The sequence below is a fragment of the Croceivirga sp. JEA036 genome (genome assembly GCF_011882165.1).
GTDB lineage: Bacteria > Bacteroidota > Bacteroidia > Flavobacteriales > Flavobacteriaceae > Croceivirga.
In genome coordinates, this window is sequence record NZ_JAATON010000001.1 from 655,607 (window position 1) to 669,094 (window position 13,488).

A 13,488-nucleotide genomic window follows, 5' to 3' on the forward strand; every position below is an offset into this window, starting at 1 on the left:
GTATGGCTTTAGTCTGCCATGTCCATTAACGTTTTGTAAACTAGATGTGTGGGTAGGCCAACTACGGTATTGTAGCTGCCTCTAATCTCTTCAACACCAATGCTTCCTATCCATTCTTGAATACCGTAAGCACCCGCTTTATCGTAGGGTTTAAAGGTGTTTATGTAATACCCTATTTCTGCTGCAGTAAGTGTTTTTAACTTTACCTTGGTTTTGGAGTGCACCACTTTCTGTTCAGAAAGGGTGGTAAAACATACTGAAGTAATCACCTCGTGCCATTGACCAGATAGTTTATTAAGCATTTGTGTGGCCTCTTCTTCATCAGCAGCTTTAGCTAAAGATTCGTCATAACACCATACCACAGTATCTGATGTTAATACAATTTGATTGGTTTCTATTTGATTTTTAAATGCAGAGGCTTTAAGCACTGCTAGATAATCCGAAATTTCTGCGCCTTTAAGCTCGGGTGGGTACACTTCATCTACTGGTTTTACGTGAACAGTGTATGGAATCCCTAATTCTTCTAGGAAAGCTTTGCGTCTTGGAGAACCCGAAGCGAGTATAATTTGGTATCCCTCTAGTTTTTTACTCAGTGGATTCTTAATCATTCCCTGCATTAAAATTTAAATCCCAATCGCCTTTAACTTTAAGTACTTGTTCTATAATGTCCCTAACACAGCCGTCTCCACCATTTTTGTGAGACACATAGTCGCAAATGGCCTTCACTTCTGCCACGGCATTTTGCGGACATGTAGCCAGTTGCACTTGTTGCATTGGGGGTATATCTGGGAGGTCATCTCCCATATACAATATGTTTTCTGGTTTAAGATTGTAGATATCCATATACTCTTCCAAGGGTTCACTCTTGTAATGCGCTCCCAAGTATATGTCGGTAATACCTAAACCTCGTAGTCTACTTTTAACGCCTTCATTAGTACCACCGGTAATAATACAAACATTATAGCCTTTTTTTAAGGCTGTTTTTAAGGCCAAACCATCTTTAACGTTCATTTTACGCAACATTTCTCCAGTGGTTGTAATCATAACAGAACCATCGGTAAGTACACCATCTACATCTAAAACAAAAGTTGTGATGTCTTTTAAATATTCTTTATAGCTTTTTTTCATAAGTAGCAATAATACTTTCGCTCATTAATTGATAAATCTTTTTTTGTAAGGGTTCCGTTAACAATGCAATGTGTTTTTGCATAGTCTCAGTATCATTCCGCATCGCAGGGCCTGTTTGTGCTGCTTTGGGAGAAAGTGTTTCTAATTTTACAACAGTCTCTTTTATTAAAGGAAGTAAAATGGCAAAGGGTAAATCTTGTTCTTTGCATAATTCCTCTGCCCAATAAAATAAATGATTGCTAAAATTATTGACCAATACTGCTGCCACATGCAATTGCTTGCGTTGTTCACTATTTACCAAGTGTATGTTCTCCGTAAATTCTTGGGCTAACCGTTTAAGGGTTTCCAATGTTGTTTCCTCATTTGCTTCTAACAAAAATGGAATGCTTCTAAAATCTACTTGCTTGTTTTTGGTAAAGGTTTGCAAGGGATAAAACACGCCAACTTTTGAATTGTTTAAAACACTCATAGGCTGTGTGCCAGAGGTATGTACTATAATACCTTTAAGATGTTTTAATTCTTTGGAAACCTCCGCAATAGCACTGTCTTTCACTGCAATAATACACACATCTGCAGCATATAATTCTTTGTAATTAGTAGTTGTTGCAACTTCAGAAAAAGGTGTTAATGCTTCTGAACTCCTGCCAAAAACCTGTACCAATTTTACGGTATTACTGAGTAATAACTGATGGTATAAATGGCCGGCCACATTTCCTGTTCCTATAAGTACAACGGTAAGCATGTTCAAAAGTACAAAATAGAATAGGGGAGCTAAGAAAAAGATTAACACTTTTTTTGGATTGATATTGCAATGCCACCAAATGGGCAAGTGGCAAAAAGGCCGTATTTTTGCAAGCCAAAGAATACCACTTTTATGTTAGATACGCTTAAGAAGACACTCTTCTCTACACGATTAATGGCTGTTTTATTTATTGTTTTTGCTGCTGCCATGGCCATTGGCACTTTTGTAGAAAGTATGTATAGCACAGAAACTGCACGTATTTACATTTATAATGCGCGATGGTTTGAGCTAATCATGGTGTTTTTTGCGATTAATTTTATTGGTAATATTAAACGTTACCAATTACTAACCTGGAAAAAATGGCCAATTTTGGTATTGCACTTATCTTGGGTATTAATTATTGTAGGTGCTTTTGTAACGCGGTATATCAGTTTTGAAGGGATGATGCCCATTCGTGAAGGACAATCGGAAAACATTTTTTATTCTGATAAAACTTTTCTCACGGCATATGTAGAAGGAGAGATTAAGGGTGAAAGGAAGCGCAAAACCCTGGAAGACGAGCTCTTAGCTACAGAACAGGGGTATAGAGGTTCCTTGCCTTGGAAGGGAGATTTTAACGGAACACCATTTACCATTGCTTATTCTGGTTATATAAGAGGCGTTAAAAAAGGAATGGTGCCAGATGAAAACGGTAATACATACCTCCAAATTGTAGAAGCAGGAGATGGGCAACGGCACGAACATTACTTGGAAGACGGAAAGATTGCTAGCATACACAATGTGCTATTTGCGTTAAATAGAGAAACACCTGGGGCTATTAACATTTTTACTACAGATAGTACATACACTATAAAGTCCCCTTTTGAAGGAAATTTTATGCGTATGGCAGACCAATTTCAGGGTCATGTAACAAAAGATTCTTTACAGCCTTTACAATTACGTTCGCTCTACAATATGGCAAATATGCAATTTGTAATTCCAGAACCCGTGGTAAAGGGTACATATGGTATTGTAGAATTACCAGAAAATGAAATTACCAAAGAAAGCCAAGATGCTCTTATAGTACGTATTAGGGTTGGTGATGAAGAGGTAGAACAAAAAATAATGGGAGGTAAAGGTGGCATGCCCGTTGGCGATAAATTCACTGTAGGTAATTTGGATTTTAGGCTTCGTTATGGTTCAAAAGAACATAAGCTACCTTTTAATGTTAAGTTAAACGATTTTATCGCAGAAAAATACCCTGGCACAGTTAGTAGTTATAAATCTTTTATGAGTAAAGTGACCATAGAGGATGAACGCCCATTCGATTATGATATTTACATGAATCATATTCTAGACCACAAAGGATACCGTTTTTTCCAATCGAGCTTTATGCCAGATGAAAAAGGCACGGTTTTGAGTGTTAATCATGACCAATGGGGAACATGGATTACCTATGCAGGCTATTTTTTGTTGTATTTAGGATTGATGGGAATCATGTTTTTTGGAAAAACACGATTTAGAGACCTAAGTAAGCGTTTAGAAAAGCTAAATGAGAAGCGTAAAAATATGGCTACGTTAGCCTTACTTTTTGTAATTACCTTCGCTAATGCACAGCAAGAAAATCACGACAACCACAATCAACTGCCCACCAAAGCACAAGTAGATTCTGTAATTAAAGCCACAACAGTGAGCAAAGAACACGCAGATAAATTTGGCGCTTTAATTATACAAGATGAAGGCGGTAGAATGAAACCCTTAAATACCTTTACCTCTGAGCTATTACGTAAACTAAGTGGTAAGGCTAAATATGAAAATTTAGATTCTGACCAAGTCTTTATTAGTATGATGCTCAATCCTTCTGCATGGTATAATGTGGAATTTATCAACTTGGGCGAGTGGCAAAATGATAGTATTAGAAGAATAATTGGTGTACCTAAAACACAGAAAAGAGTAAAAGCAACTGATTTTTTTGATGCTGCAGGTATGTATAAGTTAAAGCCTTATTTAGAAGAGGCTACATCAACTACAAATCCAAATAAATTTCAGAAAGATTTTACAAAAGCACACGAGCGGTTTAGTTTATTGAACGCTGCTTTGAGCGGACAAGTTTTAAAGATATTTCCGCTTTTGAATGATGAAAATAACAAATGGATTTCTACCGTAGAATACCGCTCTGGACAACACCAGGTGCAAGATTCTTTGTATGCTAACTTTATGCAAAATGGTGTGCCATACTATTTAAATTCGCTCCAAGCAGCGATAAAAACAGGAGATTATAGTACTGCAGACCGTTTGTTAGAAGCTTTCTATCAAAATCAGAAAAACCACGGAGCAGAAGTGCTGCCTTCTAAAGAAAAGGTACAGACAGAAATTATTTACAACAAGCTAGACATCTTTAACAGGCTATATAAGTATTATGCCCTAATTGGTATATTATATTTTGTGGTATTAATCTTTAGAATATTTAAGGAGCGAGAATTTTTAAAGGCTGCGTCCTATCTATTTAAAGGAACTATAATTATTTTCTTTTTATGGCATACTGCGGGGCTAGTTTTACGTTGGTATATTTCTGGTCATGCTCCGTGGAGCGATGCTTATGAGAGTATTTTATATGTTTCATGGGCAACTTTAGGTATGGGACTTTTATTGGGCTCTCGTAAAAGTGAATTAACCTTGGCTTCCAGTGCTTTTGTAACCTCTATGTTATTATGGATTGCCCACCAAAGTTGGGTAGACCCAGCGGTTGCAAATTTAGTTCCTGTTTTGGATAGTTATTGGCTTATGATACACGTTGCGGTTATTGTAGGTAGTTATGGACCTTTAACGGTAGGCATGATTTTGGGAGTAGTTTCCCTTTTATTAATTCTGCTAACAACAGAAAAGAACCAAAAAAGGATGAAACATAACCTTAATGAACTTACCGTGATTAATGAGTTGGCCTTAACTGTGGGTTTAGTAATGCTTACCATAGGTAACTTTTTAGGTGGCCAGTGGGCTAACGAAAGTTGGGGTAGGTATTGGGGCTGGGACCCAAAAGAAACTTGGGCGTTAATTTCTATTATGATTTATGCTTTTGTACTCCACATGCGATTGGTACCTGGTTTAAGAGGTTTTTGGAAATTTAATTTTGCGTCTGTCATTGCTTTTGCAAGTATTATGATGACGTATTTTGGGGTAAACTTTTACCTTGTTGGTCTACATAGTTACGCCAGTGGAGACCAAGTGATTACACCTACGTTTGTTTATTACACTGTTTTTGGTGTATTTGTACTTGGAGCTTTAAGTTTGGTAAAGCATCGTAAATATTACGCCGGCAAAGCAGCATAGGTTTTTAGTCTATATGGTTTTTTAGTACTTTTCTAGTGTGAAAATGAAACTAAATACCAATACTTTATTAAGCCTTACAGCAATGCTTGTAAGTGTGCTTACGTTGGTTATTTTTATTTACCAGACCAATTTAATGCGCAAACAGAACTATATTTCTATTTTACCCTATGTGCAGTTTGCGGAACGAAACCATAGTTCTGGGAATGTGTATGAATTAAGTCTTAAAAACCATGGTATTGGTCCAGCCATATTAGAAAGCGTACAAATGATATATTACGGAGAGGTAGAATCTCTTACTACTTATGATAACTCCATAGTAACTTACCTAAAAAGTAAAAATAGTGCGCTAGATAGTTTAGATAATTTTACATTTTCTACTCTTAATCCTGGAATTGCCATACCTGCTAATCAATCCTATTCTTTTTTAAAAGTAGCGGAAAGTGCCAAGGATTATGCGTTAATTACAGATGCAATAGCAGAATTGTTGGCAGATGGCTTAGAATATAAAATAGTGTACAAGTCTATCCAAGATGAAAGATGGCAGATCAGAAGTAACCGACCATCGCAAGGTCCAGAAAAGTTAGAATAGTTTTACGGATACTCCTTAAGTAATAATTGCATCAATTCTTCTGCAGCAACAATTCCTTTTTGCTTTAAAAAAGGCCTAGGGGTATTATCTCCCAATTCAAATACTATTGCAGGCATATGGTGTGCTACATAAAAATAGGTTCTAGAAACCATGGTAGGTTCTAAATCTTTAGAAGGTTTTACATTCGTTTGTTTTTGCGGTAATCGTTCACTTATATTTTCTATCCAATTAAAAACGATGTTATTTTCAGGACCTGTTATGGTAGAATCTAATGGGTAATAAATATCATCCCAAGTAGAATGAAAGTCTGCGCCAAAAACAAATCGGTGGCCTTCTTTTTCTTTTCGCTTTAAAAAATCTCGTACGGCTCGGGTTTCTGGCTGATTGAAATTTTGCCAATCTCTATTTAGGTCAATTCCTCCCATGTTATGCCGCCAATGCCCGTTGTCTACCCCATCCGGATTCATTAAAGGAACGTTAAACACGGTAAATTTTTTTCTAAAGGTTTTGGCGAGTTCACTTTCTCCCGCTAGGGTTTCCATAAAAGATTTCATAGCTAGAAAACCAGTAACTTCTGGTGGATGCTGTCTAGAAATTATGAGTATTGCCTTTTTACTATTGTTTTGATTTAACTCTAAAAGATGAAGATCTCTATTTTCTGTAGTTTTCCCTATACTATAGGTTTTGGTAAAAGAATTTGTTGTTAAGGAATCTATCCACTGTTTTACATGGGTTGACGTGTATAATTCCTGTGCAGAAATCCAAGTAGGTTCCGGAGTTACTGTGACCTTAATTTCAATAGCTTCGGGAGCTGCTTTTATTCCAAAATCACCTTCTCCAGGGTTTATTTCTGTATAATTGACGCTATCTATTGCTTTAAATAGAATGCCATCTTTACTGATTTTTGGATAATATCTGCTGCGAATATCTTGATATGTCAATTTAATGATGACTTCCTTTTTGGTGGTGCTCCAAACCTTGAAAGCATACCAAGGACTTACATTTATTGGGGTGTTTTCCGCAGTTATCCAAATGGTATAATGGTCGTTGCCATCATGCACTAATCCGTTTAACCGAGCGCCATCAAACTGATTAGAAAAAAAGACGGTACTATCATTTAGACTCCATGTATTTTTATACTGTTTTTGCACAGGTTTACTCGTTGTAGGCACCACAGGCGATTTTCCCTGTCCTTGGTAACCACTAGGTTTTTCTACCAGTGGAGTAGCATTTTTACAGGCAACAACAATTATGATAAGAAATAGAAAGTACAGTTTGGTTTTCATGAATAGAACTTTAGATTTTGTGTACGTCATTTGCTAATCTAAGTAATATACTTTTTAGGATTGGCATGGAACTGAGAAACCGCTGTTTTTCTTTGCATTTTTGGGTATTCACAAGAAAAGTGAAGCAGAATTAACAGCATACTATAGAAATATAGGTCTCTATGTTATTAGGCACTATTTTTTAAAATTACCAGGATAGTCGTTTTAGTCCAAGAATTTAATTCAGCAAAGGCCGTAATTGAATGATTTATTATATGTACCATCGTCATTAATGGGGAGATTGTTTTAATAAATGCAATGGTAATTAGTTTAAGTCAGGATATTATAAGTAAGTAGAAAGTATATGCTTTTTCGTACTTTTAAAAACTCATTTAACGGATTACAGCATGAAACCAACTAAAAAAGGCTTAAATACCATTTGTACACATGTAGGGGAAGTAAAGGATGAACAGTTTAAGGGAGCAGTATCTCCTATTTATATGAGTTCTTCTTATGCTTATGAAGATGTAGATGTAAAACGATATCCAAGGTATTTTAATACCCCTAACCAAGAAGCGTTAAATAAGAAAATTGCAAGTTTAGAACACACAGAGGCTGCCATGATTTTTGGTAGTGGAATGGCGGCCATAAGCCATTCACTTATGGCTTTTTTAAATGCAGGAGACCATATTGTAATGCAGCAGACACTGTACGGCGGCACCTATAATTTTGCGGTAACACAGTTTGAAAAATATGGTATCTCATACTCGTTTACAGAGGGTTGGTCCGCTGAGGATTTTGAGAGCGAGTTAAAAGAAAATACAAAGGTTATTTATATTGAGACGCCTTCTAATCCACTATTGACCATAACGGACATTGAAGCAGTTGCTCAATTGGCAAAAAAGCGAGGCATCATAAGTATGATTGATAATACTTTTGCAAGTCCTGTGAATCAGAATCCAGCGGATTTTGGTATCGATATTGTGTTGCATAGCGCTACAAAATATATGGGAGGGCATTCAGATATTTGTGCTGGTGCTGTGGCAGCTACAGCGGAGCATATTAAAAAAATATGGGAATCCTCTATCTGTTTTGGTGGTAGTTTAAGTGACCAAACAGTATGGCTTTTAGAACGGAGTCTAAAAACCATGGGGTTACGAGTTAAAGCACAGAATGAGAATGCACAAAATTTGGCAGAATGGCTTTCAACGCAAGAAGCCGTACAGCAGGTTTACTATCCAGGACTAGAAACTCATCCAGACCATGAATTAGCTAAAAAACAAATGCATGGTTATGGCGGTATGTTATCTTTTGAGTTGACTGACGAAATAGACGCTACTGCATTTTTAAAAGCTTTAAAATTAATTAAGCCATCTATGAGTTTGGCTGGAGTAGAAAGTACCATGTTATTGCCTACAAAAACATCTCATTCCCTAATGACTCCAGAAGATAGAGCCAAGCAAGGAATAAAGGATAACCTTATCCGTTTTTCTGTTGGAATTGAAGATGCAGATGATATTAAAGAAGATATAGTACAAGCCTTAGCCGTTGTTGGTGTAAATACAGTGTTAGCATACTAATGAAGTTAGATATTTTAGTTTTTGGTGCCCACCCTGATGATGCTGAACTGGGCGCTGGTGGTACTATTGCAAAAGAAGTAGCCAAGGGTAAAAAAATAGGAATTGTAGATTTAACCCGTGGAGAGTTAGGTACAAGAGGTTCGGCAGAATTAAGAGATAAAGAAGCAGCTGATGCAGCAGAAGTTTTAGGTGTCACTGTACGCGAAAATCTAGCATTTGCAGATGGCTTTTTTACCAACGATAAAGAACACCAGCTGGCAATTATAAAAATGGTAAGAAAATACCAACCAGATATAGTACTTTGTAATGCTGTTGATGATAGGCATATAGACCACGGAAAAGGTTCTAAATTGGTTAGCGATGCTTGCTTTTTAAGCGGTTTAATTAAAATCGAAACAAATCATAATAATAAAAGCCAAGCGCCATGGAGACCAAAATTGGTCTACCATTACATACAATGGAAAAATTTGCAACCAGATTTTGTAGTAGATATAAGTGGCTATATAGAAATAAAAGAAAAAGCAATATTGGCGTATGGGTCACAATTTTTTGACCCTGAAAGTGACGAGCCAGAGACTCCTATTAGTAGCAAAAACTTTTTACAAAGTGTAACTTATAGAGCACAAGATTTAGGTAGGTTGGTAGGCGTAGCTTATGCAGAAGGTTTTACGGTAGAAAGAATGGTAGCTGTAGATAGTCTAGATAACCTTATCTAACGTTATATGCTAACTTTAACTAGCTAGCTTTTTTTAATATTTCTTCTACTTTAGGCACGGTAAAGAAAAATGTAGAACCTTTTTCTAAGGTGCTTTCTACCCAAATTTTACCGTTGTTCTTTTCTATCATTTCTTTGCATAATGAGAGTCCTAGGCCGGTACCTTTTTCATTATTAGTGCCATAGGTAGTATAATTGAGGTTGGGAGAAAAGATTTTTTCCTTAGTTTCATTATTCATCCCTATACCTGTATCTCTTACTTTTATAGTCCAGTAATTTAGATTTTCTTCTGACTCTAAGGATATTAAGCCGTTTTCTGGTGTAAATTTAATAGCGTTACTAATTAAATTTCTAATAACTACATCTATCTGATTTTCATCAATAAATGCAGTACTTTCTTTAGCAACTTCATTTATAATTTTAATGTTTTTAGTATCTGCAAGCTCTTGTAGAAATTGAACATTACCATTCACCAATTTATAAATATTGGTAGGGGATGGGCGGGTAACCGTTCCGTTAAGTTGTGTTTGCCCCCATGATAAAATGTTATTTAAAGTAAATAACATATGGTCCACATCTGTTTTAGCTCTTGCAATAAATTTCTTAGAGTCTTCTAAGGCAATATCACCGTTAACTAACATTTCTAATAACCCTTGTAGTGCGCCTATAGGACTCCGTAAATCATGCCCAATAATGGAAAACAATTTATCTTTTGTAGTATTAGATTTTTCTAATTCTTGTTCTCGTTGCTCTAAATAGGCTGTATTAATTTTTAAATCGTGATAAAGCTTTTTAAGCTTCTTTTGATTTACATATAAAGGAATGGAAAATCCAATCAGAATCACTACAATCAGAAAGCCTAGAGATACAAATATTTTTTGTCTAGCCATGTTTTTTTCATTCTCAGCTATTAAAGCTTCTTTTTGACGCTCATAATTCATTTGCGTCTTTAACATGGTAAGGCTTTTCTTGTTTTCTTCCCTAGTTAAGGTGTCTGTGAGTGACTTAAATACTTCGTGATAATAAAGTGCATTTTTAGAATCTTCTTGTTTCTTGTAATAAGAGTACAGCGTCTTCGCAGAGGCAATTTTACCTTCTAAATCATTTAGCTGATTGGCAGTATCAAAACTTTTTTGCGCATATATTTTGGAAATGCTATCCTTGTTTATACCTAAGTAAGATTCAGATAAATTATTGAGAACAAGAACTCTACCCCTTTCATCGTCTACCTTGTCTTCATGCAAAATACGGCTTTGGTCTAACCAATAAAGAGCCCATTGGTATTTTTTTTGCTTTATATATATTTCACCTTTTACATTGTATGCGTATGCTAACCAGTCGTATTCTTTCAACTTTTCAAAAGTATGTATACTTTTATTTAAATAGTACATGGCCTTTTCATAATCTTCCATGTCACTATATAAAGAACCCAAATTGCTGTTAGTTTGAGCAGAGGCAAAAGGGTCGTTTAGTTTTTCGTTTATGCGAAGTACTTGTTTATAATAAAGAAGGGATTGTTCAAATTCATTTTGATAAGAATACAAGCTAGCTATATTCTCATTTAAAACAGATTGCATGTCTAAAAAGTTGTTCGTTTTAGCAATGTCTAATCCTCTTAAATAACTATCTAAAGATTTTGCAAAATCCCCTGCATATCTATAATGAGAGCCAATATCATTAAAGATACTGCAGGTAAAATATTCTTGTTCTTCTAAGCCTTCTGCTATCATTAAAGCAGATTTTAAATAATATATGGCTTTTTCATCTTCACCCTTATCGGTATAATAAAGCCCAAAATTAACATAAGCTTTAGCTTTGCCTAATGAATACCTAATCTCGTCAATAATACCAATAGCTTCATTATTTAAGGCATAAAGACTATCTACATTTACAAAACGGTATGTTTTTGCCAATGCCACCAAAGAATTAACATATTCTATTTCATCGGCATCCGTTTGGAGTCTTTTAGACTTTAATAATTTAACCCGATGTATTAAGCTGTCTTTAGCACCCTTTTCTATAGCGGCTTTCGCTGGTTGGCAGAATATTACCAACAACGTTAATAGCACCATAATTTGGTTAAAGACTTGGGGTATGTTATTTAAAGTTTTCAATAGCTTAATTATACGGTAAACTTATACTCTTATAACAGATTAAAACAAATTATGTTGTGAACCCCCTTATTTTGTTTGTTTAACGCGGAAAACAGGGTAGTTTATCGATTAAATGATTCCTTTTTTAGATAAAGGGATATTTAATGTGATTTTTGAAACTAGCTGTTTTTGAGGGTAATGAATGGTAAAATCTATGGCGTTAACCGAGCAAATTTCTTTTATAAGGTCTAACTTTACCTTATAATTTTCTAGTGTCTTTACTTGTGGATTTTTTCCTGTATTTGTATTGTCTTCAAAAGACAAGATACAATGTGTTTGGTTAGTGTAACAGTGTACAAATATTTGTGCCTTTTCTTGTGATTTGGCAATCAATAATTGAATTATAGTTTTGACTAAAAGCTCTATATGCTGTTGGTCTAAAAATAAAAGTAACCCTTCTTTACAATCGTTTTTACATTTTAAGTTTAGTCCCTTGGTCTTGTATGGCTTTAATACATCAAAAAGAATGCTTTTTATTAAGTACTCTTTTTTATTGGGTTCAATACCTTTAAGCTTAAATTTTGCCCAGTATAGAACGTCTGTAAGGTCTACTTCGCTCTTAGATAAATTATCTTTTAGATAGGAGGTAAGTTCCTCCATTTCTTCTGCTACAATCTCTTTATTTTCATAAGTGCTCAGCACAATTTTTAAGTCATCTATTGTTTTTTCTAAATCTTTGCCCGCACTAAAAAAAATTTGATTTTGGTTTTGACTTTGCGTTTGTAGGCTATTTTTCGTTTTTAAAAGCGCATATACTTCTCTAAAAATTAGAAGGGCAATTAATAAAATTGTTAATAACAAACAGACTGATGCCAATGTAAAGTTGTTGTCATCTTTTACTACTGCAAAATTGTTGGCATCGTTTTTTTCTTGCTGTGCTTTTAGAGCAAGATCAGTTTGTAATAATCTTAAATTTAGAATACGCTGTTTTTTAGATAGTCTCTTATCTATGCGTTCAGCTTCTAATTTATGTTCAATAGCTTTTGTTTTGTTTTGTTTATAATTCTCTAGGAGAAAAAAGTTGTTATGGGCTAAGGATAGGTAGAGAGAATCATTAATTTTTTTAGCTAAAACCAAAGAACTATCTGCATAAAATTCGGCTTTCTTTAAGTTCCTTTTATCTAAATAAATTTTGGTGAGCAAATTAGCTTGTTTGAGCCAATCTCTATGGTTCTCTACAACATGTAGTAATTTCTCTGCTTTTGTAGTGTAGAAAAGTGCGCTATCTAAATTATTTGTTTCATAATGATACCTTCCATGAATGCCATAGCTACGAGCCATCCACAACATATCTTTTTCTGTAATAAACTGTTTTAAGCTGGCTCTAGCATAGCCTATAGCTTTTTCCGGTTTACCAGCATTAAGAGCATTTAATGCCATATTAGACTTACTGTAGGCTGCTTTTAAGGGCTCGCCAATAGAACGATACAGCTCGTCTGCAATTGTAAATTCTTTATGGGCATCTTCTGGCATATCTACCACCGTAAACATGTAACCCATATTATGCCGAATCAAAGCTTCTTTCTTAATTAATTTATTTTTTTTTGCTATGTTAAGCGCTTGTGTAAAGTTTTTTAGAGCATCTGCATGGTCATAAGATATAGTATAATGGATAGCAATGGTAATTAAAAAGTTAATTTGAACATTAGGGTCATCTACCTCTTTAATAAACTGTTGTAAATCTGCATAAATTGTTGTTGCTTTTTCATAATTGCCGCTATCAGAATAATAATCACCAAGTCTACTTAACGCAATAAGAGTGCCCTGTTTGTAATCTATTTTGGTACTTATATCTAAAGCTTTGTTGGCATATAATAAAACGCTATCAGGGTTGCGAAACCGATATTTGCTAGATATTGTATTGAGCAAATCTACATAAGAGGTGTCATATTTTATCTCAGTAGTATCTTGTTTCTGTGCTATTGAGTCAGCATTCTTAAATAAAATCAAAAAACATATTAAGATAAATAAGCTTTTGCAACTAGGCATTGATGGTCTGCTGTTTTA

Annotated in this window: 10 protein-coding genes; 4 read left to right on the top strand and 6 right to left on the bottom strand. The window is 35.0% G+C overall.

Annotated features, from left to right (window positions below; translation table 11 throughout):
* Positions 1 to 8: 8 nt before the first annotated feature.
* The 3 genes from HCO57_RS02525 to HCO57_RS02535 are packed head-to-tail and all read right to left on the bottom strand — an operon-like array spanning position 9 to position 1,870.
* A complete protein-coding gene (locus tag HCO57_RS02525; RefSeq protein ID WP_167987703.1) occupies positions 9 to 608 on the bottom strand; it encodes a Maf family nucleotide pyrophosphatase in 600 nt (199 codons plus the stop codon).
* Positions 601 to 1,128, bottom strand: a complete 528-nt coding sequence (locus tag HCO57_RS02530) for a KdsC family phosphatase (protein ID WP_167987704.1) — start codon at positions 1,126 to 1,128, stop codon at positions 601 to 603. Before HCO57_RS02530 ends, HCO57_RS02525 begins: the two co-directional genes overlap by 8 nt.
* Positions 1,112 to 1,870: a Rossmann-like and DUF2520 domain-containing protein gene (locus HCO57_RS02535; RefSeq protein WP_167987705.1), complete on the bottom strand. Its 759-nt coding sequence runs from the start codon at positions 1,868 to 1,870 to the stop codon at positions 1,112 to 1,114. The genes HCO57_RS02530 and HCO57_RS02535 overlap by 17 nt, the downstream gene beginning before the upstream one ends.
* A gap of 132 nt (positions 1,871 to 2,002) precedes the next feature.
* Between HCO57_RS02535 and ccsA the strand changes: the two genes are divergently transcribed.
* Together ccsA and HCO57_RS02545 are read left to right on the top strand one after the other, a co-directional pair.
* Positions 2,003 to 5,179 (top strand): cytochrome c biogenesis protein, encoded by a 3,177-nt coding sequence (ccsA, locus tag HCO57_RS02540; RefSeq protein ID WP_167987706.1) that lies wholly within the window; start codon positions 2,003 to 2,005, stop codon positions 5,177 to 5,179.
* 43 nt (positions 5,180 to 5,222) lie between these two features.
* Positions 5,223 to 5,768 carry a hypothetical protein gene (locus tag HCO57_RS02545; RefSeq protein WP_209065962.1) on the top strand — a complete coding sequence of 182 codons (546 nt, stop codon included), beginning with the start codon at positions 5,223 to 5,225 and terminating at the stop codon, positions 5,766 to 5,768.
* A gap of 2 nt (positions 5,769 to 5,770) precedes the next feature.
* Here HCO57_RS02545 and HCO57_RS02550 read toward each other — a convergent pair whose 3' ends face one another.
* Positions 5,771 to 7,054 (bottom strand): M14 family metallopeptidase, encoded by a 1,284-nt coding sequence (locus HCO57_RS02550; RefSeq protein ID WP_167987708.1) that lies wholly within the window; start codon positions 7,052 to 7,054, stop codon positions 5,771 to 5,773.
* Positions 7,055 to 7,440: 386 nt separating this feature from the next.
* On the opposite strand from HCO57_RS02550, the gene HCO57_RS02555 reads away from it, so the two are divergent.
* Both HCO57_RS02555 and bshB1 read left to right on the top strand, forming a co-directional pair.
* The gene (locus HCO57_RS02555; protein ID WP_167987709.1) at positions 7,441 to 8,613 is read left to right on the top strand and encodes a trans-sulfuration enzyme family protein; all 1,173 of its coding nucleotides are present in this window, start codon (positions 7,441 to 7,443) and stop codon (positions 8,611 to 8,613) included.
* Positions 8,613 to 9,329, top strand: a complete 717-nt coding sequence (gene bshB1, locus HCO57_RS02560; protein ID WP_167987710.1) for a bacillithiol biosynthesis deacetylase BshB1 — start codon at positions 8,613 to 8,615, stop codon at positions 9,327 to 9,329. Before HCO57_RS02555 ends, bshB1 begins: the two co-directional genes overlap by 1 nt.
* 19 nt (positions 9,330 to 9,348) lie before the next feature.
* On the opposite strand, the gene HCO57_RS02565 is transcribed toward bshB1, so the two are convergent.
* Together HCO57_RS02565 and HCO57_RS02570 are read right to left on the bottom strand one after the other, a co-directional pair.
* Positions 9,349 to 11,442: a tetratricopeptide repeat-containing sensor histidine kinase gene (locus HCO57_RS02565; RefSeq protein ID WP_167987711.1), complete on the bottom strand. Its 2,094-nt coding sequence runs from the start codon at positions 11,440 to 11,442 to the stop codon at positions 9,349 to 9,351.
* Between the two features lie 108 nt (positions 11,443 to 11,550).
* The gene (locus HCO57_RS02570; protein ID WP_167987712.1) at positions 11,551 to 13,431 is read right to left on the bottom strand and encodes a tetratricopeptide repeat protein; all 1,881 of its coding nucleotides are present in this window, start codon (positions 13,429 to 13,431) and stop codon (positions 11,551 to 11,553) included.
* Between the last annotated feature and the right edge of the window lie 57 nt (positions 13,432 to 13,488).

Excerpts from the sequence above, each read along its gene's own strand:
- HCO57_RS02525 (WP_167987703.1), bottom strand. The coding sequence starts at position 608 with ATGATTAAGAATCCACTGAGTAAAAAACTAGAGGGATACCAAATTATA.
- HCO57_RS02530 (WP_167987704.1), bottom strand. The coding sequence starts at position 1,128 with ATGAAAAAAAGCTATAAAGAATATTTAAAAGACATCACAACTTTTGTT.
- HCO57_RS02535 (WP_167987705.1), bottom strand. The coding sequence starts at position 1,870 with ATGCTTACCGTTGTACTTATAGGAACAGGAAATGTGGCCGGCCATTTA.
- ccsA (WP_167987706.1), top strand. The coding sequence starts at position 2,003 with ATGTTAGATACGCTTAAGAAGACACTCTTCTCTACACGATTAATGGCT.
- HCO57_RS02545 (WP_209065962.1), top strand. The coding sequence starts at position 5,223 with ATGAAACTAAATACCAATACTTTATTAAGCCTTACAGCAATGCTTGTA.
- HCO57_RS02550 (WP_167987708.1), bottom strand. The coding sequence starts at position 7,054 with ATGAAAACCAAACTGTACTTTCTATTTCTTATCATAATTGTTGTTGCC.
- HCO57_RS02555 (WP_167987709.1), top strand. The coding sequence starts at position 7,441 with ATGAAACCAACTAAAAAAGGCTTAAATACCATTTGTACACATGTAGGG.
- bshB1 (WP_167987710.1), top strand. The coding sequence starts at position 8,613 with ATGAAGTTAGATATTTTAGTTTTTGGTGCCCACCCTGATGATGCTGAA.